Raw genomic sequence first — 16,089 nt, forward strand, 5'->3', positions numbered from 1 at the left:
GTGCAGCTCTGTTTATTCTGACACCTGCCTTGTTGTGACGACGCCAGCGAAGTCGCCGAGCCATTGTCTTGACTGGACGATCTGGCCTGAGGTGTTGCTGATCCAGTAGACATTGACGAAGTTCTGATCGGTGCTGTTGCAGGTCTCGCGCATCATCCGGGTGGAGGTTGGGGTTCCCCGGATCGTCACGATCTTGTCGCCGCGGTTTTCCACCACGCATTTGTAGCTGCGCATTTCGGTCCGGTCGTTGCCGGTCAGGAAGGAGTGGAAGCGCACGGTTTCGGCTCTGTACCCGCCCAGCACCGCATCCATCGACTGCGCGATGTCCGAGGCCATCAGCCCCGCGCCAAAGCCGCGCTCGCCCACGATCATGCCCTGCCGGGTCAAAAGCGTGGCGCCATCCACCGACAGCCAGGTCCGCACCCCGTCGCGGCTGTTCTCCAACAGCATCACGCCTGCCAGCCCGCTGTCCAGAAAGCCCACCTGCAGCCGCGGCGCATCCGCATCCAGCAGCGGCTGGATGCGCGGGTCGGGCTGGGCCTTGCCGGGCTGCAGCAATGCCTGAAGCTCGACGAAATCGTTGCTGTCATTGGCGCAGCCACTGGTCATCGCCAGCAGCGGCATCAGCAAGGCAAGGGCCAGCGTTCGTCTCATCTGTAGAACCGCCCCCATTGTCCAACCAGCCGCCCGGCGCGCTCGTCTCTGGTGTATTCATGCAGCCGGTTGTCGACGATCAGCCGCGCCCCGCCATCGCGCAGAACCGGCCGGATTGTCTGCTTGACCGTCGACCGCGTCGGCTTGCCGGTCAGCCACGACACCGGAACCTCGAACCGGATCCCCTTGTCGAACGATCCCTCACCGAACTCTTCGGCACTGACATTGGTGAAGGTGGCAAAGGCGCCGACCTTGAAGCCGTTGTTGAACTCCTTGTCGAGCGTGAAGGTCGCGCCCCAATCCCCGGCAAGGTAGCGGCCCGCATCGATCTGCAGGTTATACTCGTTGCCCAGATCGTAGTACATCGAGCCGTGACCGGTCACGACGTCATAGCTCTGGAAGCCGAACAGCATGTCATAGTCACGCTTTTTGGCATAGTTGATCTCGGCCCCCAGCGCGAGGCGGCTGTCATTGGGATACCACAGCATCTCGGCCGAAACCCCGCCGAACATCTCTTCGAGATACCCGCCCGAGACCCGCGCAAACAGATCCTCACCCGGACGCCAGAGATAGGCCGCGGTCAGGCGCTGGACATACACGCTGGACTGGTTGCGCGCGTATTCCGCCCAGTCTGATCGCACATGGGGCAGGACCGAGTCCGAGACCCGGGTGGTCTCGTCGAGATTACCGATGATCGGCACCCGCAGGGCACCGGTCAGGAACAGGCCCGGCTGCACGACATAGTCGCCCTTGAACTCGGCCCCCAACTCATAGCGCAGCGGGTTGTCCGGATCGAAGAACGACAGACGCAGGTAAGGGCCGAAGCGATACCCGGTATGTGGAAAGGCACCCGGCACCGTGCCCGGCGGCAACCCGTAAGGCTCATCCCGGATCACCGAGCGCGCCAGCGTGCGCCATGCGCCATCCACATCGTTTTCCAGCTCGTAGAGATCGCTGCGCTGGGTCTCGATGGTGTTGATCGGCACGCCGTTCTTCAGAAGCGTGATATCAAACACCTCGATCGACGGGTCCAGCGTGTTTGCCATCGTGCGCGCGGTGCGGCCCGCCGCCTGCGCCGAGGCGGAAAAGCGGTTGTTCTCGATCTCGACAATGGCGCGGTTGCCCTCGACCCCATAGCCGGTCATCCGCAGGCCCTGCTTGTCGAGCCGCGCCCGCAGCACATCGCGGGCCGTCATGTCGCTGTCCTGGTCGGGCAGGTTCCAGCTCTCGGCGGCGACCTGGTTCTGCGGCTTCAGCGCCGGGGCCGCGCGGTCCAGCCCGCCCGGCGCCAGCGGGTTGCGCGGATCGAAGGCATAGGAGAGCTGCAGGCCCAGCGTGTTGCCGTACATGTAAGAGGCGTTCATGTTGACGCCGTTGCGAAACTTGTAGTTGACCCCGAAGTTCAGGGGGAAATCGGCATCAAACCCGATCTTCTGCTTCTCTTCCTGATATTCGTCCGAAGAGTATTCGGCCAAAAGGGAAAGCCGGTCGTTCAGGCGATACTCCAATCCGCCAAACAAGGCGGCCGGACCGCGGAACCACTGATCATAGGCCAGTTTACCGCCTGTAGAGCCTGTTCCACGCGGCGGCCGCGTTTCGAACTTGTCATCAAACACCGCCAGCGGGTTCTTGAAACTGTTGCGTTGGCCTAGCCGGCCCCAACCCATGCCGCCGGTCACTTTCCAGCGCTCGGCAAAGGTCTTGGTCAGAACGACATATTCACTGCCATAGATCCCGGTGCCGCCGAAATCGCGAAAGCCAACGCCGATTGCCGGACCCCGGGCGGTTTCCTCGCGCAGGCGAAAGTGGATGTCGAAGCTCCGGTCATACCGGCTTTCGGCACCGCCTCGGTTGAAATCCTTGATGTAGGAATACCGAAACGAGCCATAGACCCAGGGCAGCATCTGGAACGTAATTGTCCCGCGCGCAGTGTCCTTGAAGGCGGCGCCCGTAAACGCAAGATTGGCCGTTGGCAGCACTTCTGCCGACGGCATGTCGATCAGGCCCGGCGTCCCATAGGTCGACAAATTCTGCGCGCGCACGGAATCCTCGGCCAGCAATACACAGCCGAATCCCAGTATCGCGCATGCGGCAATACGCATCTAAACCTGCTCACTCAACATTATCATTTTGTTTTTTAAGAGCTTTACCAAATTGGCCGGAAAGCTTCACAAATTGGCGCGGTGCGCGTATCACTTCCGGCGCAACTGCGCTAGATTTACCACAACCAGCCGTTGCCAAAACGGAGCTCGAGCATGCTGAAATCATGGATTGCCAAGGGAACCGGCAATTCTCCGATCTACCCGTCCATCGCACCTGACGTGCCGTTCTACCTGATCGGTGACGTGCATGGCCGATCCGACCTGCTTGGTCGGCTGCTCAGCAAGCTTGTGCCACAGCATCCGGTGGTGCTGGTGGGGGACTACGTGGACCGGGGCGAGGAAAGTGCCGGGGTGCTGCGCCAGCTCTTTGGACGCCCAAACACCTATTGCATCAAGGGCAACCACGAAGACATGCTGCTGTCCTTCCTCGAAAACCCGATCGAGCACGGCCCGCGCTGGCTGCGCTATGGTGGCCTACAGACGCTGGCCAGCTTTGGCATCGCCGGGCTGACCGAGACCAGCCGCGGCCCGGATCTCGAAGCGGCCCGGGACGCCCTGCGCGACGCCATGGGATCCGAGATGATCTTCTGGCTGCGCACCCTGCCGCTCACTTACGTGAACGGCAATGTCGGCGTTGTTCACGCTGCCGCAGATCCCAGGTTCGGTCTCGAAGACCAAAAACCCAAACACCTGCTCTGGGGACATCCCGAGTTCGGCAGAACCCCACGCCGCGACGGCATGTGGATCGCCCACGGCCACACCATCATCGATGAACCACAAGCCACACAAGGCATCATCGCCGTCGATACCGGCGCATACGCAACAGGCAAACTCACCGTCGCAGGTATCGGCAACGGAGCCGCAGAATTCCTGACGATGAAGTGAACAAGTCACAGGGGCCGCTATTCGCTCTGATCTTGGCTGGCAGCCGGTGCAACACGGCTTTGCTCGGACCATGCGGACAAAAGATCAAATAGCTGCTGAGCATCCGAACCGGGCGCAATGGAAACAGCCGCGTTGACAATTTCAACCCCATCCACAGAGTCCAACGGCAAAGGCTCCTGAAACAGGGCGTCATCCTGAACCACGATCGCCAAAGCCTCCACATCCAAAGACCGCACCAGTGCTTTCACCCGGCTCTGCAATCCCTGCGCGAATAGGGGCCGGGATATGCCTCCTGCTGTCTCAGTTAGCGTCGCTGTCGTCAGAACAGCCGTCAGCCCGTTGTCGTGGCTCGCCGAAATGTAGGCTCTGGCCGCCTCAAGCGCCTCGTTGTTTCCGACAAAAACCTTGACCGGGATTCGGCCTCTGTCCTGCACAAGCCGGCCGATATACTCATCCAGATGCGACCGAGAGACTTCTCCGCTTCCCAGTGACGGCGAAAAGTTCACCTCGTTGATCACGGCGCCGGTTTCAGTCCAAGGCTGCGAGATGTCGCTGGTGATGATATCCACGCCGGCTATGTCCAGCCCGCAAAGTTTCGTCGCCGCCAAAGCAACCCGCAGATTTTCGGGGTGTACATGCTCGGAAACGTCTTCAGACGTCCCTCCGAGGGCCGTGGATTCAATACGGCGCAGCGCAACGAACTGATCCTTTTCGGGTACTGTGTCTTCGGTCAACCCAGCGTTGGCCAGACTTTGCCTGGCAAGATCATCAAGTGGGCGGATACGGGATCGCCGCCACCGCGGTTTGAGGTCCTCTTTTTCGCAGTCAATGGCAACCAGTTCAGCAACCGAATTTGTTCCGTCGCCGTACACACCAATTGGCTGGCGCTTGACCGCATAGAGCAACGCTCCGCCAGACACGAACAACCTGTGGCAAATACCATCGACCTGACGCTCCACCAGGGCCCGATTGCTCGGTGTCAGAGCCGCAGCATTATCAAAAGCAGAGCCGATATCATTCCGCTCGACGTCAACATGAACACCCTCGCCTCGCTCCAGATCTGACGGTTTGACCACCACTGGCCAGCCGAGTTCTTCGCCCGCCTCCAAGGCGTCTTGTCGATTGTCCACCAATCTGTGCGCAGGCGCAGGAAGCCCGGCATCTCGCAGGCGCCCGGCGGTGACGTGTTTGTATTTCGTCAACCGCGCCGACAGGGCAGAATCCTGCTCTGTTGTACTGCGGTTGATGATCCGCGCGGCCGCACCCCAACCAATCTGATACACCCCCATCCCGACATGGCAAAACGGGATCTGCCGTCGGTAGGCCGCGAACAGAGCATAGAGGTTCGAGCTGTTAGACAGGTAATCCCCGGTGATCCTCGCCATCATGTCCCGTTCAATCGCGTCATACAATTTTTCCCGGTTCTGACTCTCTGGGGCATAGGCACGCATGAAACCAACACAGCGAATTGCCTCAGCAAGGGCCGCTTCGAACACGTTGAACGAAAACCGGTCAAACACAGGAACCTCGACAAGCGTGTCATATGTGCCCCGGTCGTCCCCTCTCGACGTGCAGTTCAGCAGACGGATCTGGTCGAAACAGGGCACGGCACCGACAAGAAGCAGATCCCGCGTCACCAGCAACACGTGACGGATCCATTCGGCCGCCTCGGCGACCTCGGGTTCGAATGCCACCGCTGCCTCATGCGAAAACGACGGCAGCGTCGGGTCTTCCAGAAAGGGTCGCCAATCCTCCAGGTTCTCGAGCGAGACTGCCTTGGGCGGCATGAACCTCAGTTCCAGCTTTCGCTTTCGCTGCCCGACAAAAGGCGCGGCATCATCTTCGTTTCCGCCCGTCCCGGTCTGTATTTCCTCTGCCTGCATCCCTGCCCTCCCTGCCTGCTATTGCCTGACGCCTGCCCGATGATCTGGCCCTTGCGCCACCACATTCCCGGTTCCCTCTGGTTGGCACAACAGAAAATCGCCAACCGCGGCGTCAAAGGCTCTACTGCCCGACGCTCCTGTCGTTCGTTAAGGCCGTGTTAACTTCATCCATGGTTAATCACAGGTGAACAGCCGCGTGGGTGGGATCACGACGGAGTTCGCCCATGACGCATTTCGACCTGTTCGAAACCCGCGCCGAAATCACCGTGGCCTCCCGCCGCGGTCTTTACACACGGGTTGGCAAGCGTGCGCTTGACCTGAGCCTGTCGTTGCTTCTGCTACCCATTCTTCTGCCGCTGATTGTGCTTGGCTGGGTCGCGACCAGATTGCAGGGCGGACCAGGGTTTTACGCCCACAAGCGAGTCGGCCGTCACGGGCGGTCGTTCAGTTGCTACAAAATCCGCACGATGCGCGTGGACGGCGACACCATTCTTCGAAACCACCTCGATCGCGATCCGGGCGCCGCCCGAGAGTGGGCCAAAAACCGCAAGCTTAGAGACGATCCGAGGGTGACTTCACTGGGTCGATTCCTGCGCCGAACCTCGCTGGATGAATTGCCACAGATCTTCAACGTGCTACGCGGCGACATGTCACTTGTTGGCCCCCGCCCGATCACTCGCGAAGAACTGGTATACTACGATCCCGTCCCGGCAACCTATCTCTGTCAAAAGCCCGGTGTGACCGGGCTCTGGCAGGTCCGGGGCCGACAGGACGGCTGTTTCCGAAACCGTGTTCAGCTCGACCTAAACTATTTGCGCCAGGTCAGTCTTGCCACCGACCTCGGGCTGATCGGACGCACCGCACTCACGGTTCTTTTTCCATCTGGCTGCTGAACTCTCCGCAGCAGTTCGATCAATCTGCCGGCACTGTTCGCCCAGGTAAACCGCGACGCGACACCCCGGCCAGCCGCAGCCATACGCGCGCGCGCACATTTGTCCAATCTGGCAAAGGCTTGCAGGCTGCGGGCGATATCCGAGATCTCCATCGGATCGAACCAAATTGGCGCGTCACCCAGCACCTCTGGCAATGCGGTGCGACGTGATGCAAGAACCGGCACCCCCAGCTGCATGGCCTCCAGCGGCGGAATACCGAACCCTTCGTAGAGCGACGGGAAAACAAAACCCTTTGCCCCGTCATACAGCGCCCGCAGTTCGGCGTCGCTCACCCGACCGGTCGTGATGACCCGTGATGCGACAGTCGCCAGCCCTGTGCCTTGGCCCGCCGCCAGCCCCGGCACCCGACCGCCAGCGACAACCAGTTTCGGCACGTCAGGCCCGCATTGACCATGCGCGATCACCAGCCTGCGGAGGTTCTTGTTCGGGCTCTGATTGCCCACGCTGAGCAGATACGCCCCCGACGTCAGCCCAAACCGCTGCAGCACCCGTGCATCCGGTGCGATGTTTAGGATGTGGGCCGCGCTGTTCGGAACGATCTCGAACCGCCGCGCATCGACGCCCAGCCGAGGAGCAAGGTCCATGGCCGAAAACCTGCTGACGGTCATCAGCCCTTTGGCCCGACGCGCCAGAGGTGGGCGCAATGCACGGTGCAACACCCGATAGCGTGGCGAAAAGGCTTCGGGTAGTGCCCAGATATTGGCATCATGAAAACAGATAACTTGCCTCGGATGAAGCAGCGGGCCGCTGTTGCCTAGGCTCAACAACACACCGCTCCAAGCCGCGCGGGCCAAAGCACCCTGTTCCCAGAAATGACCCTGCCCTCCTGATGCTGCTCGCAGCTCGATGGCTTGCCATCCCGGATCTTCGATCTCTCCTTTCGGGTGCAACGCGACCACCGGCCCAAATCCGGGGCACCCCGTCGCCAATGCGTCATCCAGAGCGCCCACCAATTCCCGAGCATATCGTTGCACCCCCGAAACCGGCTGCGTCAGAAATCGCGCGTTGAGGAATATCATGCCGCGCTCCTGTTCTGGTTCAGCCCGTAGATCTCGGTGGTCCGTCGTCCAAGCTCGTCCCATCCCCACGCACCAGTATCCGTCTCTGCCGCCCCCTGCCCGAGCCGAAGCAGATCCGATCTCTGCTTGAACAGAGCCGCAACGCTACTTGCCAACTGCCTCATGTCCGAGCCATCCGCGACGATGCCATTGACCCCGTGCCGAACCACCTCGTCGATCCCGGGCAGCGCCGATACGACCACCGGGCACCCGGCCGCCAGTGACTGAATGACAACCCGGGGAAGACCCTCCCGCTCCGACGCAAGGATCGACAGATCGGCCAGCGCCAGCAAGGCCTCGGGATCCTCGCGGTGACCACACAGGATAACCTGATCAGCGAACCCCAGCCGGACAATCTCATCCCGTATCTCGGCTTCGAGCGGGCCTTGCCCCGCCAGCACCAACAGCATGTCAGGCGGCGCCACCTTTGCGAACGCCCGCAGGAACGGAACATGCCGCTTGCGCGGCTCGAACGAGGCCAGCATGACCGCAACCGGCGGCTTTGTCCCGGCTTTCGACAGGCCGAGAATTGCCCGCCAGTCCTGTGGCCAGCCGGCATTGCGAAACCGGTTCAGATCCATTCCAGACCTCACGGTATGGACCCGCGCGGCGCTGGTCACCCCGGCCTGAACATAAGCTTGCCCAACAGCATCCGACACGCCGACAAAAGCGTCGGTCCTTCGGGCCGCTGCGCATTCAGCGGCAAGATAGAGCCATTTTTGCAAAGTCCCGACACCCTGAAATGGGACGATGTGAATTCCGTGCACCACTTGGGCAGACGGGGCCGCGTCCGCCGCCAGCCGTCCCAATATTCCGGCCTTGCTTTGATGTGTGTGCACTACGTCTGGCAGAAGGTCACGGTAAAGCCCACGCAACGCCCGAACCGCCCTCAAGTCCGCGATCGGGTCAAGCGCGTGTACCAATTGGGGGATCTGTATCAGCCGCACGCCCGGCACGGGATCTTCATACCACGATTGGTCGAACTCAGCCCCATGCGCCAGCGTCACCCGATACCCCGCGCGTGCCTGCCACTCGCAAGTGGCCATCGTGTTTTCTTCCGAACCGGCCCGCAAAAGCCGGGTCACCAGATGCAGAATATGCTTGGCCATCCGATCGACCTCCGAAGACGCTTTAAGCCCCCGTTAACCCTGATCGGTGATCCTTAACAAAACCGTAACGAAGCATAGGTTTCACCCAATCAGGACCGAGCATGACCGGCATTGTCTACATCCATGTTCCAAAATGCGGCGGCTCCAGTTTCGGCGCGACCCTGCGCCTGCGCCACCTCACCAGCCAGGCGACCCTGAACCTGAGACAAAGCCGGGCCGAGGTCACCGCCCGTTATCCAACCCTGTCGGGCAAGGATCGGATCGAGGCAGAATATGCGATCCGCGGCACCGAACTGCGACGGCTTTTAGAGACCGGCACGCGATGCATCTCGGCACATGTCCGCTATTCTCCGACCCTGCATGATGCCTTTCCGGACTACCGTTATGTCACCCTTCTGCGCGATCCGGTTTCGCGTTTCGTGTCCCATTATCGATACCTGCAGCGGACACATCCTGACCCGGACCGGCCTGACACACTGGCAGGCTTTTGCGAAACCGAAGATGCAGAACGCATTGGCTCGCAATATCTGTTCTACTTCGGCGGCGACGACCCTTCCGGCTGCACCGACCAATGCACGCGGATTGCCCAAGCCCAACGCAACCTCTCACGTTTCACCCTGATCGGAGACCTGTCAGATCCTGATGTTTTCCTGCATGGCCTGAAACGCCTGATCCGGGGGCCACTGCCACGCCTGACCCGCAACCGCGCGCCATCTCCAACCCGGATACCGGAAGAGTTGCGCGGGCGGATCGAAGATCTGTGCGCCCCCGATATCGTCATTTATCGGGCCGCCCGCACAACGGCAGCTGCAACCTGATGCGATGGTTCTCCCCCCCTGCCCTACTGGCGATCTGCTGGGGGCTGACATTTGCCTGCGCAGGGCTGACCTTGCTGCTTCCGGGGTATTTCGATCTCCTGCCTGTTTTTCTGTCTCGCGTGGCACTTGACCCCTCCGGGTTCACATGGATGGGCGGGGTTTGGCTGGCCACTGCAATGTTGTCCCTGATGGCTGGGGATCTTGCAGCGCGCGAAAATCGGAGAGCGCACTCAAGCTCTTTTAACGCGCATTATTGTCGCTTTTTGCATGTCACTTCGGAAACCGCCAAATCACCCCCCTTTCCGCTTCCTGCTGCCGGGCATTCCTGTGCGATCAACCGCGCAACGATGTTCCCACAGATCGACCCGCGCTCGGACAGCTATCACTGCGTTTTCACGCCGGCGCCCCGGGCATCCGCGACACCGAAACACCAGACCAAACTCAACCTGACCACGGCCGCACGCAACACCGCTCGGCTGAACGGCATATTCCTTTCGATAACTTTGATCTGGGTTCTCCATACCGCCGGACAAAATGGCGGTCTGCCCAACCTCGTGGCGCTGGCAACACATGATGCGCTGGCTGCTCGCGACCTCTTGCTGGACAACAAGCTGTTTACCGGCATGCGACTGCTCTATGCCGCCCTTCCCGCCACCGGCAGCCTCGCCGCAGCCATCCTTTCCGCGGGAGGCCGCGCCCTGCCTCGGCGCGCACGCAGGCGCTGCCAGACGATCCTGATCCTGAACACACTCGCGCTGTTTCTCCTTCCGATCGTGATGAGCCAGCGCCTGCTGCTGCTGCAGTTCGTGCTCTCGTCCTACATCGTCACCTGCCTGATCCGCCGCCGCATCGTGGGCCGCCGCTGGCTGCTGACCGGCACAGTGACCTTTCTTTCGGTCTGGACCCTGCGCGAGAGCCTGACCAACCCCCAATTCCAGCACACAGCGCTGGAGCTTGCCTTGCAAAAGCTGGCCTTCTATTTCGTCAACGACCTCTGGAATTCCTTCGCACCCCTTCAGGCCGACACACCTGCGACCCTCGGGGCGCATACCCTTCAAGGGGTGGCGATTCTGACGTTTACTGACGGTGTGTTAGAGCCGCTTTTAGCACCGCGCATCGCGACCTCGGATCTGGTCCGCGGTGGTGGAGAATTCTCGCTTCTGACTGCCCCCTATGTCGATTTCGGCCTGCTTGGTGGCGCGCTGTTTCTGTTCGGGGCCGGGTATGTGTTCCGGCGTCTGTTCCAAAATGCCCGGACCTCATTTCTCGGAGCCGCGCTTTACGCGCAAGTCGGGGCAGCCCTGCTGTTTTCCTCGCACGGCCTCTACATCACCCATCAGAATTGCCTCTTTTCACTCGTTGTGATCGCAGTCCTTTGCCGAAAGTCCAGCGTCATTGTGCAGACAGAATTCGCCCGGTTGCCGGTCGAAACCCCAGCCCCCCGCCTTTCTCTCCCCGCCATGCCCACAAAGGATCGTGGTTATGCCCAAGCTTGAGGGGTTGCAACTCCTGCGCGCCCTCGCCGCGCTGATGGTTCTGATCGGCCATGTCATCGCCGAAGCCGAGCACTACTTCGGGATCGCTCTCGCACCGGGCAACCTGCCCTGGACCCGAGGTGTCGATATCTTCTTTGTCATCTCCGGCTTCATAATCACGCTGTCGGCCGCCAGATACCGCCGCAGGCCGGTCGCCTTTCTTCAGCGGCGAATGTTGCGTGTTGTCCCGCTCTACTACCTGTTCACGACGTTGATGGTGGCGACGCTCATTCTTGCGCCCGATGCAACCAAGGACACGCAGCTGGAGGTAGGGCAAGTTCTCAGCAGCTACCTGTTTCTTCCGTTCGAGCGCCATGACGGAAGGATCGCGCCGGTTCTGTCTCTCGGTTGGACCCTGAACTACGAGGTTTTCTTTTACGCCCTCATGGCGACTTGTTTGGCTCTGGGCCGGCCGATTCTGGCGATTTCTGTCACAATCTGCGGCCTTTCGGTGCTATCACTCCTGTCGTTTGAGGCTACTGCTCCGAAATTCTGGACCAACCCCCTGATCCTCGAGTTTCTATACGGTGTTTTGCTAGCCCGGCTGTGGCGACAGGGCCATAGATACCCCTCCGCCCCTCTGGCAGCGTTCTCAGGCGCTCTGGCGCTCGGTCTGATGGTAACTCTGCACGACACCGACCTGCCGCGATTTCTTGCCGTTGGCCTTCCGTCGGCGCTGCTTGTGGCAGCAGGAACGATTTTTTGCCCACCGCGTCCCTTGCCCATGCAGCTGATCGGGGATGCCAGTTTCGCGCTGTACCTTTCGCACCGGTTCACGCTGCGGCTGCTCACGCTGACCCTCCTGCCGATGTTACCACCCAACGCGGCTTGGCTCTATGTCGCAGTTGCCTGTGTTCTGTCCCTGCTAATCGGACTCCTCTGCCATCTCCTGCTGGAACGTCCCCTTGCACGGCAAGTCGTGCGGAGCGCGGACGCATGAACACAGCGTTCTGGTCTACTATTCTGCAATGGTCGCGGCTGGGCTTTTCCGCGGCGCTGTTCCTCATCGCAACCCGCTTTTTGACTTTGGCCGAAATCGGCGCTTTCGCCACCGCCTTTGCACCGCTTCGCATAGCACAGGCCCTGTTGAGATCCGGAATCGGCGATCTCGCCATTCTTTCCAATGGCCCAGAGGCCCAACGCAGGGTCTTTACCTTGTCAATCATGATTGGCGTATTGGGCGCGGTCGGCTTGGCGGCCCTCGGTACCTGTCTGGCCGAGCCAGTCGGTCAGTACCTGTACGCGCTGGCTCCATTTGTTTTGGTGCAATCCATCGGCCAACCCGCCGAAGCGGTTTTGCGGCGCCAACTGAGGATCCGGGCCCTCGCCATTCGAACGACCGTGGCGCAAGGGCTTTCGGCAACTTTGGCTCTTTTCAGCCTTTTGCAAGGGGCCGGAGCATGGTCTCTGATCTGCTTCGTTGCATTGAATGTGAGCCTGACCGCCGGGATCTCCCTCGTTCTGGCAGGGCAACGGCCATATATCTCCTCCGATCGGGCTGCTATTCGTGACTTGCTGCCCGTCTTTTTTCGGCTCTCCTTGCGCGATCTGGCTGGCTCGGCCACGCTGCCTCTTCTGCAATTGGCGATCGGCTCCCAATTTGGGCTTCCAGCTGCTGGAAGCTTCCAGATCGCATCCCGAATTCTTGGTTTGCTGGACGCACTGGCCATTTCCCCGATCCGATTCATTGCCCTGCCCCGTTTCACCGTGATTTCGCCGGGTCAGCGACCGGCTGCTCTTCTCCGTAGCCTTCGGAGCACTTCCGCAATCGCCTGCCTGATTTATCCTGGCGCCATTCTTGCCGCGCCCGAGTTGCTCGCACTGGCAGTCGGATCGGATCACGCCAAAACGGTTGCCCCTCTGATGGCGGGCTTCTGCCTGACCGGCCTGATAAACGCGCTTGCCATGCCCCTTACACAGGCCCTGACGGCACAAGGCGTGGTAGGGCTGACCCTGACCCGCACAGTATCCGTGCTGCTGCTGACGCTGACCTTGGCCGTACCCGGATTTTTCCTGTCCGTCACGGCAATATCCGCTGCACTGGCCTTTGGTGCATTCTGTGGCACCCTTCCCTTCGCTCGGACCGCGCTGCGCGTTCTGCTGATCCACCCCGATCGCGTTTTGGCATCTCTTGCCCCCGCATGCCTCTCAGGGTGCGTGATGGCGGCCGCCCTGACTTTTCTTGATGGCTCAATCACCAACTGGCCGGCATTGGCCAGTCTGACCGCCAAAATGGTCATCGGGCTTCTGGCCTACTCAAGCGTTCTTTTGCTCTTCTCTCCAGCCCGAACCGCGACCTTCCGAACATGAACCGCATTGTCATTCTCACCGGGCATTTCCCAAACCAAAAACGACGCCCCAGCCTGTTATGGGTTTCCGATGCTTTACAGGCAATGGGCTGGCATGTGACCCTTGCAACCGTTGGATACAGCTGGTTGTCCCGCCTGGCGGGCGACAAACGCCTGCGATCACTACCAGACAAGCCTCGTCCCGGATCAATCGATTTCTCTGCTAGCCTCACTTCCATCTTTGGCTATGCGCCCATTCACCCGGTCGGGTTTCGCAGCGAAACCGCGGACCGATTGCTCGAACCGCTGCAACACTTTTTCACGAGCTATTGGCTCCCCCGCCTGCAATCCCCCCTCTCTCGGGCCGATCTGGTTGTGATCGAAAGCGGAGCTCCAGTTATGCTTGCAAAAGTTGCGCGGCAAGCGGCTCCGAAGGTCCCGTTGATTTATCGGGTCAACGACGACATCGGACTTCTCAAGGCACCTCCAGTGCTGATTGACGCCGAAACCCGCCACATACCCTTGTTTGATCGGATCAGCACGCCCTCGCCTCATCTCGCCCGGCGCTTTGATCACCCTAACATCACTCTGGACCCAATGGGCATACCGCGCGCTGAGTTGACCAAAACACCCCTCGACCCCTTCCGTCCACGTGCCGGAATCGAGGCCGTCTGTGCAGGAACCACACAGGTCGACCTCAGTGCGCTGCAACACATTGCCCTGTCACGTCCAAGGTGGAGGCTCCACGTGCTGGGCCATCTCCGACAAGTCCCCCCTGCCCTGCCGAATCTCGTTTTGCACGGCGAACAAAGCTTTGAAACCACCTTGGCCCATGTTGCTCATGCCGATGTCGGTCTAGCCCCATATCTGGACAAACCGGGGATAGAATATCAAACGACCAACTCGAACCGGTTGCTCCTTTACCGGCACTTTGGTCTGCCGATACTCGGGCCGGATCGGCTGTGCGACCCTGAGGTGCCAGCCATTATCGGATATTCTGACCCCGATGCCTGGTTTCGCTGCGAAACTCAGGAAAAGCGGCCAGAGTTCCTGCCTGACTGGTCCGACCTTGCCCGTAGCCTGACTCAGAACTGAGACACGCTTCCGCCCGAAGATGTGCTCACCGTGCCGTTGACCCCCGAATGGCCACGGGTGAACACGCTACCGCCATTGGCTTCGATCGCGATGTTCTCCGCTGACCCGTCTGCATCAGCAACCGTATCCTGCAACCACATGCTGCTCTGGTTAGAACACTTGAACGCGGTACTCGTGCCATCCACATCCCGCGCTGTTACTTCCGTTCCGGCCAGCAAGCTTTGCGAGGACTGAATACAATGCACTTCGGTTCCGTTGCGAGACCATCCGTAGCGCCCGTTCAAATCGACCAGGCGAACGCCGTCATGCGCAGTCAGAGCATTGCAGCTATCGGCAGCAAAGGCCCCGTTCGCGAAACCAGTGCAGTTCTCGAGCAAAACATGCAACCCGGCATTTCCGTCCTCGTGGAATGACCACCCATCCTCAGCTCCGCCCGAAGCGTCACAGTCAAAAAAGGCCGCAAGTCCATTTGTCCGTCGCAGTTGGACTGCGTCCAACGGGTTGTTGACATTCGACGGAGCGGAATAGCGAAAACTGCATCCCACCGCGACCACGTTCCGCGACGCTGGCGCGTCGACATGAAGCGCCCCGGTAATGCCGCCTTCGCAATGGATGTCTTCCAGATACAGGTCCTGAGCATGATTGAGGAACCGGGCTCCGTGAAAACTCCTTATCACAGCGAGGTCACGTGCCCCGGGTGTCTGAGCGACATTGATATGCAATGTCCCTCCATCGGCAAACCAACTGTCTGTGGTCGACTGGCAGGAAGCCAGATCCGCAGCCCGTTCCAATTCGACGTGTATCCCCTGCGCAGTCGTCTGGGTCGATCGGAACACCCTCCGCACCGCACTGACTGGGGCCGTGTAGGTGTCGCCCGCATTGGTCCAAGAAATTTCGAACGGACCTGTGCGATACCTGACCGGCCCGCCCCAACCAAGGATAGCAACCGGCTGGGTTGGTTCTTCATTGCCGTTGCGGGTAAAGGCGCTCTCCTCGTATTCGCCAGCCTTTATCACAACCCGGAAAGGAGCCGCCGTAGCGTTGCCAGCCACAAAGGCTGCATGGATCGATCGTTTGGCAGCACTAAAATCGCCATCGGCTCCAAACCCATTGTTTCCGTCGTCGCCGTTTTCGCCATCCACATGAATGGCGACGCCCGTCCAAATCCCCGGATCCACGAGAGAACGGGGATTGAGCCCGGACCGAAAACCCGAGCCTGTTCGGGTGATCGACAGGGGAAAGCGCCCACTGTCCCAGTCGAACCCAAAAGGAAGCGGAACCATGGTTTCGCTGCGAAACCCTGGCACCATCCCAGTCATCAACCCAAGCATTATAGCAAGCCTTTCAGTCCGGACGCCGTGGTTCCAGCATCCAAAACCCGAACCGGCCGAACCGGGTAAATGATGCCTGGTTGAAGCCCCGGAAGGACAATCCGCGATCCGTCGCCAAATTGCACAGCGACATCACCGCTGGAAGCGACCATCAAGGCGCGGGGCAGGGTGAGCAGATCAGCCCCATCATCCGGCGTGATATCGAATCCGCTCACCGCCGGGCCGGTCAAACCGGGTGCAAAACTCTCATATGCGTCAGAAATAGGCATCCATGTTTCTCCGTTTTGAAGCGATGCGACACTCGCTCAAACGGGTTAATGGCTGCCGAACAGGGCGATCGGGGCGTTTTCAATACAGAAAGGCCGGGGTCAAGACGAC

The 16,089-nt window shown here is 60.4% G+C and carries 14 protein-coding genes; 7 read left to right on the forward strand and 7 right to left on the reverse strand.

The window, feature by feature from the left end; translation table 11 throughout:
* Positions 1–12: 12 nt before the first annotated feature.
* Together ACP15U_RS15025 and ACP15U_RS15030 are read right to left on the reverse strand one after the other, a co-directional pair.
* Positions 13–624, reverse strand: a complete 612-nt coding sequence (locus ACP15U_RS15025; RefSeq protein ID WP_425043711.1) for a YjbF family lipoprotein — start codon at positions 622–624, stop codon at positions 13–15.
* Positions 625–650: 26 nt separating this feature from the next.
* Positions 651–2,756: a YjbH domain-containing protein gene (locus tag ACP15U_RS15030; protein ID WP_425043072.1), complete on the reverse strand. Its 2,106-nt coding sequence runs from the start codon at positions 2,754–2,756 to the stop codon at positions 651–653.
* Positions 2,757–2,909: 153 nt separating this feature from the next.
* On the opposite strand from ACP15U_RS15030, the gene ACP15U_RS15035 reads away from it, so the two are divergent.
* On the forward strand, positions 2,910–3,641 hold the full coding sequence (locus tag ACP15U_RS15035; protein ID WP_425043073.1) for a metallophosphoesterase family protein: 732 nt from the start codon (positions 2,910–2,912) through the stop codon (positions 3,639–3,641).
* 17 nt (positions 3,642–3,658) lie between these two features.
* Here the strand turns inward: ACP15U_RS15035 and ACP15U_RS15040 are convergent, their stop codons facing one another.
* The gene (locus ACP15U_RS15040) at positions 3,659–5,524 is read right to left on the reverse strand and encodes a hypothetical protein (protein ID WP_425045971.1); all 1,866 of its coding nucleotides are present in this window, start codon (positions 5,522–5,524) and stop codon (positions 3,659–3,661) included.
* Positions 5,525–5,748: 224 nt separating this feature from the next.
* On the opposite strand from ACP15U_RS15040, the gene ACP15U_RS15045 reads away from it, so the two are divergent.
* Positions 5,749–6,417 (forward strand): sugar transferase, encoded by a 669-nt coding sequence (locus ACP15U_RS15045; RefSeq protein ID WP_425045972.1) that lies wholly within the window; start codon positions 5,749–5,751, stop codon positions 6,415–6,417.
* Here the strand turns inward: ACP15U_RS15045 and ACP15U_RS15050 are convergent.
* Complete coding sequence (locus tag ACP15U_RS15050; RefSeq protein WP_425045973.1) at positions 6,333–7,496, reverse strand: glycosyltransferase family 4 protein; 1,164 nt, start codon at positions 7,494–7,496, stop codon at positions 6,333–6,335. The two genes, ACP15U_RS15045 and ACP15U_RS15050, sit on opposite strands and share 85 nt — an antisense overlap.
* Positions 7,493–8,644, reverse strand: coding sequence for a glycosyltransferase (locus ACP15U_RS15055; protein ID WP_425045974.1), 1,152 nt, complete (start codon positions 8,642–8,644; stop codon positions 7,493–7,495). The genes ACP15U_RS15050 and ACP15U_RS15055 overlap by 4 nt, the downstream gene beginning before the upstream one ends.
* Positions 8,645–8,745: 101 nt before the next feature.
* Here ACP15U_RS15055 and ACP15U_RS15060 point away from each other — a divergent pair, with 101 nt between their 5' ends.
* The 5 genes from ACP15U_RS15060 to ACP15U_RS15080 are packed head-to-tail and all read left to right on the forward strand — an operon-like array spanning position 8,746 to position 14,380.
* Complete coding sequence (locus tag ACP15U_RS15060) at positions 8,746–9,462, forward strand: sulfotransferase family 2 domain-containing protein (RefSeq protein ID WP_425045975.1); 717 nt, start codon at positions 8,746–8,748, stop codon at positions 9,460–9,462.
* Positions 9,462–10,958, forward strand: coding sequence for an O-antigen polymerase (locus ACP15U_RS15065; protein WP_425045976.1), 1,497 nt, complete (start codon positions 9,462–9,464; stop codon positions 10,956–10,958). Before ACP15U_RS15060 ends, ACP15U_RS15065 begins: the two co-directional genes overlap by 1 nt.
* Positions 10,945–11,937 (forward strand): acyltransferase family protein, encoded by a 993-nt coding sequence (locus ACP15U_RS15070; protein WP_425045977.1) that lies wholly within the window; start codon positions 10,945–10,947, stop codon positions 11,935–11,937. The genes ACP15U_RS15065 and ACP15U_RS15070 overlap by 14 nt, the downstream gene beginning before the upstream one ends.
* On the forward strand, positions 11,934–13,307 hold the full coding sequence (locus tag ACP15U_RS15075) for an oligosaccharide flippase family protein (RefSeq protein WP_425045978.1): 1,374 nt from the start codon (positions 11,934–11,936) through the stop codon (positions 13,305–13,307). The genes ACP15U_RS15070 and ACP15U_RS15075 overlap by 4 nt, the downstream gene beginning before the upstream one ends.
* A complete protein-coding gene (locus ACP15U_RS15080; RefSeq protein WP_425045979.1) occupies positions 13,304–14,380 on the forward strand; it encodes a hypothetical protein in 1,077 nt (358 codons plus the stop codon). Before ACP15U_RS15075 ends, ACP15U_RS15080 begins: the two co-directional genes overlap by 4 nt.
* Here the strand turns inward: ACP15U_RS15080 and ACP15U_RS15085 are convergent.
* Complete coding sequence (locus ACP15U_RS15085) at positions 14,371–15,711, reverse strand: hypothetical protein (RefSeq protein WP_425045980.1); 1,341 nt, start codon at positions 15,709–15,711, stop codon at positions 14,371–14,373. The genes ACP15U_RS15080 and ACP15U_RS15085 overlap by 10 nt on opposite strands.
* Positions 15,711–15,980 carry a spike base protein, RCAP_Rcc01079 family gene (locus ACP15U_RS15090; protein ID WP_425045981.1) on the reverse strand — a complete coding sequence of 90 codons (270 nt, stop codon included), beginning with the start codon at positions 15,978–15,980 and terminating at the stop codon, positions 15,711–15,713. Before ACP15U_RS15090 ends, ACP15U_RS15085 begins: the two co-directional genes overlap by 1 nt.
* Between the last annotated feature and the right edge of the window lie 109 nt (positions 15,981–16,089).

The sequence above is a fragment of the Primorskyibacter sp. S87 genome, from assembly GCF_049801055.1.
In the GTDB taxonomy this organism is placed as follows: domain Bacteria; phylum Pseudomonadota; class Alphaproteobacteria; order Rhodobacterales; family Rhodobacteraceae; genus JBNAGF01.

Excerpts from the sequence above, each read along its gene's own strand:
- ACP15U_RS15025 (WP_425043711.1), bottom strand. The coding sequence starts at position 624 with ATGCCGCTGCTGGCGATGACCAGTGGCTGCGCCAATGACAGCAACGAT.
- ACP15U_RS15030 (WP_425043072.1), bottom strand. The coding sequence starts at position 2,756 with ATGCGTATTGCCGCATGCGCGATACTGGGATTCGGCTGTGTATTGCTG.
- ACP15U_RS15035 (WP_425043073.1), top strand. The coding sequence starts at position 2,910 with ATGCTGAAATCATGGATTGCCAAGGGAACCGGCAATTCTCCGATCTAC.
- ACP15U_RS15040 (WP_425045971.1), bottom strand. The coding sequence starts at position 5,524 with ATGCAGGCAGAGGAAATACAGACCGGGACGGGCGGAAACGAAGATGAT.
- ACP15U_RS15045 (WP_425045972.1), top strand. The coding sequence starts at position 5,749 with ATGACGCATTTCGACCTGTTCGAAACCCGCGCCGAAATCACCGTGGCC.
- ACP15U_RS15050 (WP_425045973.1), bottom strand. The coding sequence starts at position 7,496 with ATGATATTCCTCAACGCGCGATTTCTGACGCAGCCGGTTTCGGGGGTG.
- ACP15U_RS15055 (WP_425045974.1), bottom strand. The coding sequence starts at position 8,644 with ATGGCCAAGCATATTCTGCATCTGGTGACCCGGCTTTTGCGGGCCGGT.
- ACP15U_RS15060 (WP_425045975.1), top strand. The coding sequence starts at position 8,746 with ATGACCGGCATTGTCTACATCCATGTTCCAAAATGCGGCGGCTCCAGT.
- ACP15U_RS15065 (WP_425045976.1), top strand. The coding sequence starts at position 9,462 with ATGCGATGGTTCTCCCCCCCTGCCCTACTGGCGATCTGCTGGGGGCTG.
- ACP15U_RS15070 (WP_425045977.1), top strand. The coding sequence starts at position 10,945 with ATGCCCAAGCTTGAGGGGTTGCAACTCCTGCGCGCCCTCGCCGCGCTG.
- ACP15U_RS15075 (WP_425045978.1), top strand. The coding sequence starts at position 11,934 with ATGAACACAGCGTTCTGGTCTACTATTCTGCAATGGTCGCGGCTGGGC.
- ACP15U_RS15080 (WP_425045979.1), top strand. The coding sequence starts at position 13,304 with ATGAACCGCATTGTCATTCTCACCGGGCATTTCCCAAACCAAAAACGA.
- ACP15U_RS15085 (WP_425045980.1), bottom strand. The coding sequence starts at position 15,711 with ATGCTTGGGTTGATGACTGGGATGGTGCCAGGGTTTCGCAGCGAAACC.
- ACP15U_RS15090 (WP_425045981.1), bottom strand. The coding sequence starts at position 15,980 with ATGCCTATTTCTGACGCATATGAGAGTTTTGCACCCGGTTTGACCGGC.